Consider the following 7193-nt stretch of genomic DNA (forward strand, 5'->3'; position numbering starts at 1 on the left):
CCCGTCGGCCGGCTCCCTCTGGCCGCTCTGCTCCCGTCGGCTGGCTCCCTCTGGCCGCTCTGCTCCCGTCGGCTGGCTCCCTCTGTCCGCTCTGCTCCCGTCGGCTGGCTCCCTCTGGCCGCTCTGCTCCCGTCGGCTGGCTCCCTCTGGCCGCTCTGCTCCCGTCGGCTGGCTCCCTCTGGCCGCTCTGCTCCCGTCGGCTGGCCCCCTCTGTCCGCTCCGCTCCCCTCGCTCGCTCCCCCTGGTCATAGACTGGGGCGTTGATCCGCCGTTCCTGACCCGTTGCTGTCCTGTCCCGTTCCTCCCCGTCCGAGAGGCCCCCACCCACCCATGAAGCTTGTCTTCGCCGGTACGCCTGAGGTTGCCGTTCCCGCTCTGGACGCTCTTATCGCCTCCGAGCGGCATGAGGTGGCCGCTGTTGTCACGCGGCCCGATGCGCCGGCCGGGCGGGGGCGCAGGCTGGTGGCGTCGCCCGTGGCGGAGCGGGCCGTGGAGGCCGGCATCGAGGTGTTGAAGCCGGGGAAGCCCCGGGACCCGGAGTTCCTGGAGCGGCTGCGGGAGATCGCGCCGGACTGCTGTCCCGTCGTCGCCTACGGCGCCCTGCTGCCGCGCGTCGCCCTCGACATCCCCGCCCACGGCTGGGTCAACCTGCACTTCTCGCTGCTGCCCGCTTGGCGCGGGGCCGCGCCCGTGCAGCACTCCATCATGGGGGGCGACGAGATCACCGGCGCCTCCACCTTCCTGATCGAGGAAGGACTGGACTCCGGGCCCGTCTACGGCACCGTGACCGAGGAGATCCGTCCTACCGACACCAGCGGTGACCTGCTGACCCGGCTCGCCTTCGCCGGCTCCGGGCTGCTCGCCGCGACCATGGACGGCATCGAGGACGGCACCCTGAAGGCCGTACCGCAGCCCGCCGACGGCATCACCCTCGCGCCGAAGATCAACGTCGAGGACGCGGAGGTCGATTGGGCCGCGCCGGCGCTCCGGGTGGACCGGGTCGTGCGCGGGTGCACGCCCGCTCCCGGTGCCTGGACCACCTTCCGTGACGAACGGCTCAAGTTGATCCAGGTGGTCCCGGTGGCTGATCGGACCGATCTCGCGCCCGGGCAGCTCGCCGTCGGCAAGAACAGCGTGCATGTCGGGTCCGGGTCGTACGCCGTCGAGCTGTTGTGGGTGCAGGCCCAGGGCAAGAAGCCGATGCGGGCGGCGGACTGGGCGCGTGGCGTTCGGATCGCCGACGAGGAGCGGCTCGGTCGGTAGCCCGTAGCCGCCGAGTCATGGCCGGCCCATTGCCGGTGACCATCAAGTGGATGCCGTCGGCCGAGAGGGCAAGAATGTCCCGCCGACGTACCCTTGGTGCGTATCCCGCGCGCTGTCGTCGCGCTCTCGTCCTGATGTCCGGAGCACCTTTTTCGTGAGCGACACCTCCCGTCGGCCCCGTCCCAGCGGCAAGCCCTACCGGCGGCCCAAGAAGGACCCCGTCCGCATGATCGCCTTCGAGGCGTTGAGGGCGGTGGACGAGCGGGACGCCTACGCGAATCTCGTGCTGCCGCCGTTGCTGCGCAAGGCGCGGGAGAAGGGCGACTTCGACACGCGGGACGCGGCCCTCGCGACCGAGCTGGTGTACGGGACGCTGCGGCGGCAGGGGACGTATGACGCCGTTATCGCGGCTTGTGTCGATCGGCCTTTGCGTGAAGTCGATCCGCCTGTGCTCGATGTGCTGAGCCTTGGGACCCATCAGTTGCTGGGGACGCGGATTCCCACGCATGCCGCCGTCTCCGCCTCCGTCGAGCTCGCTCGGGTCGTGCTCGGGGACGGGCGGGCGAAGTTCGTGAACGCCGTGCTGCGGAAGGTCGCCCAGGACGACCTCGACGGGTGGCTCGCGAAGGTCGCGCCGCCCTATGACGAGGACCCCGAGGATCATCTCTCCGTCGTGCACTCGCATCCGCGCTGGGTCGTCTCCGCGCTGTGGGACTCGCTCGGTGGCGGGCGGGCCGGGATCGAGGAGTTGCTGACGGCCGACAACGAGCGGCCCGAGGTGACCCTGGTCGCGCGGCCCGGTCGGTCCACCGTCGAGGAGCTGCTCGGCGAGGAGGCCGCCGTGGCCGGGCGCTGGTCGCCGTATGCCGTGCGGTTGTCCGAGGGCGGGGAGCCGGGGGCCGTCGAGGCCGTGCGGGACGGGCGGGCCGGTGTGCAGGACGAGGGCAGTCAGCTCGTGGCGATCGCCCTCGCCAACGCTCCGCTGGACGGTTCCGACGAGAAGTGGCTCGACGGGTGTGCCGGTCCCGGTGGCAAGGCCGCCTTGTTGGGCGCCCTCGCCGCCGAGCGTGGCGCCATGCTGCTCGCCGCCGAGAAGCAGCCGCACCGGGCCGGGCTCGTGGCCAAGGCACTGGCCGGGAATCCGGGGCCGTACCAGGTGATCGCCGCCGATGGGACGCGGCCGCCGTGGCAGCCCGGTTCCTTCGACCGGGTGCTGATGGACGTGCCCTGCACGGGACTTGGCGCTCTGCGGCGGCGGCCCGAGGCGCGCTGGCGGCGGCGGCCCGAGGATCTCGAAGGGTTCGCGCCGCTCCAGCGCGCCCTGCTGCGTACCGCCCTGGAGTCCGTACGGGTCGGCGGAGTCGTCGGTTACGCGACCTGCTCGCCGCATCTCGCCGAGACCAGGGCCGTCGTGGACGACGCGCTCAAGCAGTGGCCGGACGCCGAACTGATCGACGCCCGCCCGCTGTTGCCCGGCGTGCCGGACCTCGGCGACGGTCCCGACGTACAGCTGTGGCCGCATCTGCACGGGACCGACGCCATGTATCTGGCGCTCATCCGGCGGACCGGCTGAGCGCCGGCTGTCCGGCCCCTGCTCCGCTGAGCGCCGGACAGCCCACGATCCCTACGGTCATTCGGAGGTCTGGCCGACCCGTTCCGCCTCCGTCTGCGCCGGGGTGTTGTCCTGGGCCAGTCGGTGCGGCCACCAGACCTTCGGGCCGACGTCCAGGAACAGGGACGTGACCAGGACCGAGCGGACGATGAAGGTGTCCAGGAGGACGCCGAGCGCGACCGTGAAGCCGATCTCCGCGAAGGCCACCATGGGGAGCGTGCCCAGCGCGGCGAAGGTGCCGGCCAGGACCAGGCCCGCGGAGGTGATGACCGCGCCGGTGGCCGCGAGGCCCGTCACCACGCCCGTCCTGGTGCCCTGGTGGCCGGCCTCCTCGCGGATGCGGGTGGTCAGGAAGATGTTGTAGTCGATGCCCAGCGCCACCAGGAAGACGAAGACGAACAGCGGGAAGTCCGTCTGCTCGCCCGCGTAGTCGAAGATGTGGCGGAAGGCCAGGGCGCTGGCGCCGAGGGCCGCCGCGAAGGACAGCACCACCGTGCCGATCAGCAGCAGCGGCGCCACCAGGGCGCGCAGCAGCAGGCCCAGGATCAGCAGGACGACCACCAGGACCGCCGGGATGATCACCAGGTTGTCGTGCGTCGTCGCCGCCTCCATGTCGAGCAGCGACGCGGTGCCGCCGCCCACCCGGGCATCCGCGTCCGGCACCGCGTGCACGGCGTCCCGGACCCGGTCGACGGTGTGTTTCGCGGCCTCGCTGTCGGACGGGTCGGACATCGTCGCCTCGAACAGCACCTGACCCTCGTACGACGGTTTCGTGCCCGGAGGTACGGCGATGCTGTCGGGGACCACGCCCTTGGTGCCGGCGACCGCGCTGCGGACCTGGTCGGCCTGGGCCTCGTTGGAGACGATCACCAGGGGGTCGCCGCTGCCCGCCGGGAAGTAGCGCTCCGAGACTTTCTGGCCGGTGATCGAGTCCGGTGTGCCGGTGAAGGCGTCCGCGTTGCTGATGCCCTCGGCGCGCAGTTGCAGCAGGCCCAGGGAGAGGGTGGCCAGGACGATGGCCGTGGCGGCCCAGACGGCGCGCGGGCGGCGGGCGATGGAGCGGCCCATCCGGGCCCAGATCCCGCGCTCGGTCGGGTCGGCCGAGCCGAAGTGCGGGATCGCCGGCCAGAAGATCCAGCGGCCGAAGATCAGCAGCAGGGCGGGGAAGAGCGTGATCATCGCGAGGAGGGCGACGGCCACGCCGATGGCGGCCACCGGGCCGAGGCCGCGGGTGGAGTTCATCTCGGCGGCCAGCAGGACGAGCATGCTGACGACGACCGTGGCGCCCGAGGCGAGGACGGCCGGGCCCGCGCGGTGCAGGGCGAGCGCCATCGCCTCGTGCCGGTCCTCGTGGCGGCGCAGCTCCTCCCGGTAGCGGGCGACCAGGAGCAGGGCGTAGTCCGTCCCCGCGCCGAAGACGAGGACCGTCAGGATGCCCGCGCTCTGGCCGTTGACCGTCAGGCCCGCGTGCTCGGCGAGGAGATAGATCAGTGCCTGGGCGGTGAACAGGGAGACGACCACGCCGATCAGCGGTACGAAGATGAGCGTCAGGCTGCGATAGGTCAGCAGCAGCATCACGATCACGACGCCCATCGCCGAGAACAGCAGCGTCGAGTCGATGCCCTCGAAGGCCTTGGAGAAGTCGGCGGAGACGCCGCCGGGGCCGGTGACGTGGACGGACAGCTCGCCCGTACTCTTGCCGGTCTGGTCGCGGATGGAGTCGACGGCGGGGGCGATCTCCTCCCAGCCCTTCTCGTCCATCGTGATCGGGATGTAGATCTGGGCGGCCTCGGGCGCGGACTCGCTGTTGTAGACGGGGCCGCGGACCTCGGAGCCGCGGATGCCGTGCGCGGTCAGCTTCTTGATCTGGTCCGCGTCCTGCGCGATCTTGTCCCGGTCCTGCTCGGTGAGCCCGCCTTCGCGCGCGTAGACGACGACGGCCGGGATCTGCTCCGGGCGGAAGCCGTTCGAGGTGTTCAGGACCTTCGTGGACTCCGCCGAGCCCGGCAGCCAGGAGGCCGCGTCGTTGTCCTGGGCGTCGGTGAGTTTCGAGGCGAGCGGCGCCGCGACCACCAGCACCACCAGCCACAGGGCCACGATGACCCACTTGCTGCGGTGTCCCGTCACGAAGCCGATGAACCCCTGGCGGACATGGCGCCCATGGCCCTTGCCGTCCGTCTGCGGGCCCGTGTCTGTGTTGGCGTCTGTGTTTGTGTCTGTGTTTCCGTCCGTCATGGCGACCCCCGTCGACCTACGTCGTGCCGATCGGCGGCCCAGCATGGCACGCACGGTCCCGGTACGACATCCGATGAACGTCTTAGGTCTGGACCGGCGCGAACAAACGTGCCCGGACATGGCAGGCTTGGGGCATGGCCGCGCAGATCAACCCCAGCATCCTGTCCGCCGACTTCGCCCGCCTCGCGGACGAGGCGCAGGCGGTCGCGGGAGCCGACTGGCTCCATGTCGACGTCATGGACAACCATTTCGTCCCGAACCTCACGCTCGGCGTGCCGGTCGTAGAGTCGCTGGCCCGTGCGACGGACACCCCGCTGGACTGCCATCTGATGATCGAGGCCCCCGATCGGTGGGCACCTCAGTACGTCGAAGCGGGGGCCTCTTCCGTCACCTTCCACGTCGAGGCGGCCGCCGCGCCGGTGCGGCTCGCCCGGGAGATCCGGGCCAAGGGTGCCCGCGCTTCCATGGGGCTGAAGCCCGCGACGCCCATCGAGCCGTACGAGGACCTGCTCCCCGAGCTCGACATGCTGCTGATCATGACCGTTGAGCCGGGCTTCGGCGGGCAGGCGTTCCTCGACATCATGCTCCCGAAGATCCGGCGAACCCGCGAGTTGATCAGCAAGCACGGTCTGGAGCTGTGGCTGCAGGTCGACGGCGGGGTCTCCGAGTCCACCATCGAGCGCTGTGCGGAGGCCGGCGCCGATGTCTTCGTCGCCGGTTCGGCGGTCTACGGCGCGTCCGACCCGGCCGCGGCGGTACGTGCACTGCGCACCCAGGCGGAGGGGGCGATCGCCCAGGCGTCCTGGGCATGCGACCACTGAGCCACAGGACGGTGAACAGCTACGTGAACGGCGCCCATCAGGGCGGATCAAGTGCGCCGGATCTGCAAGGATGAACGGCGAATCCAGAGTGTGAACAGCAGTGAGGAGAACGCCGTGTCGGGTATGTCGGCGGGCCGGTCAGCCGTGCGGATGGGACCCGCTGAGCTGGTGCAGGCGGCGGCCATGGCCCGCCGCTTCTACCTCGAAGGCAAGTCCAAGATCCAGATCGCGGAGGAGTTCGGCGTCAGCCGCTTCAAGGTGGCCCGGGTACTGGAGACTGCCCTCGAACGGGATCTCGTACGCATCGAGATCCGTGTCCCGGCCGAACTGGACGCCGAGCGCTCCGACGCGCTCCGCGCCCGCTACGGTCTGCGGCACGCCGTCGTGGTCGAGTCCCCGGCCGAACCCGACGAGTCGCCCGACCCCGAGAACCTCGGCGAGGTGGCCGCCGAACTGCTCGGCGAGCTGCTGAACGAGGGCGATGTGCTGGGCCTCGCCTGGGGCCGCTCCACCATCCACATGGCCGCGGCCCTGGACCGGCTGCCGCCCTGCACGGTCGTGCAGTTGACGGGTGTGTACGACGCCGGGACCGCCGAGCGCGGTTCGGTGGAGGCGGTGCGCCGCGCGGCCCAGGTCGCCGGCGGCGACGCCCACCCGATCTACGCGCCGATGCTGCTGCCGGACGCGGCCACCGCGGAGGCACTGCGCCACCAGACCGGGATCGCCCGGGCCTTCGAGTACTTCGACAAGGTCACGGTCGCCTGCGTCTCCATCGGCTCCTGGGAAGCCGGCATCTCGACGGTGCACGACATGCTCAGCGACGAGGAGCGCGGCCACTACGCCTCGCTCGGGGTCGCCGCCGAGATGTCCGCGCACCTCTTCGACGCGCAGGGCCGCCGGGTCGGACGGGACCTCGGCGAGCGGTGCATCACGGTCAAGGCGGACCAGCTCCGCCGTATCCCCGAGGTCGTGGCGATCGCGGGCGGGGCGCGGAAGGCTGCCGCCATCGATGCGGTGCTGCGGTCCGGGCTCGTCACCAGCCTGGTGACGGACACGTCGGCGGCGGACGTGCTGATGACGTCGGGGCCGACTCCGAAGTCGGCGCTCAGCCGGACGGATCCGGATGGGCCCTGACAGGGGCTGACGCGGGTCACGAGTCAAGTCGTGAGGGGACGGGCGGGACGGCATCGGTGAGATGCCGTTCCGCCCCTACCCATTAATCCCCTGTGGTTGGTAGTGGGGCACATAGGAAAAGAGGAGGG

Annotated in this window: 5 protein-coding genes; 4 read left to right on the forward strand and 1 reads right to left on the reverse strand. The window is 71.1% G+C overall.

Going from position 1 to position 7193, the window contains the following annotated elements:
• Positions 1-330 precede the first annotated feature (330 nt).
• Together fmt and ACWDR3_RS46580 are read left to right on the forward strand one after the other, a co-directional pair.
• Positions 331-1263: a methionyl-tRNA formyltransferase gene (gene fmt, locus ACWDR3_RS46575; protein WP_450358766.1), complete on the forward strand. Its 933-nt coding sequence runs from the start codon at positions 331-333 to the stop codon at positions 1261-1263.
• A gap of 154 nt (positions 1264-1417) precedes the next feature.
• Positions 1418-2836, forward strand: a complete 1419-nt coding sequence (locus ACWDR3_RS46580) for an RsmB/NOP family class I SAM-dependent RNA methyltransferase (RefSeq protein WP_450358767.1) — start codon at positions 1418-1420, stop codon at positions 2834-2836.
• Positions 2837-2893: 57 nt separating this feature from the next.
• On the opposite strand, the gene ACWDR3_RS46585 is transcribed toward ACWDR3_RS46580, so the two are convergent.
• Positions 2894-5110 (reverse strand): MMPL family transporter, encoded by a 2217-nt coding sequence (locus ACWDR3_RS46585; protein WP_450358768.1) that lies wholly within the window; start codon positions 5108-5110, stop codon positions 2894-2896.
• Between the two features lie 134 nt (positions 5111-5244).
• Between ACWDR3_RS46585 and rpe the strand changes: the two genes are divergently transcribed.
• Together rpe and ACWDR3_RS46595 are read left to right on the forward strand one after the other, a co-directional pair.
• Positions 5245-5931 (forward strand): ribulose-phosphate 3-epimerase, encoded by a 687-nt coding sequence (rpe, locus tag ACWDR3_RS46590; RefSeq protein WP_450358769.1) that lies wholly within the window; start codon positions 5245-5247, stop codon positions 5929-5931.
• A gap of 90 nt (positions 5932-6021) precedes the next feature.
• Positions 6022-7065 carry a sugar-binding transcriptional regulator gene (locus ACWDR3_RS46595; RefSeq protein ID WP_401725350.1) on the forward strand — a complete coding sequence of 348 codons (1044 nt, stop codon included), beginning with the start codon at positions 6022-6024 and terminating at the stop codon, positions 7063-7065.
• The last annotated feature ends 128 nt before the right edge of the window (positions 7066-7193 follow it).

It is taken from the genome of Streptomyces sp. NPDC001002 (assembly GCF_053599215.1).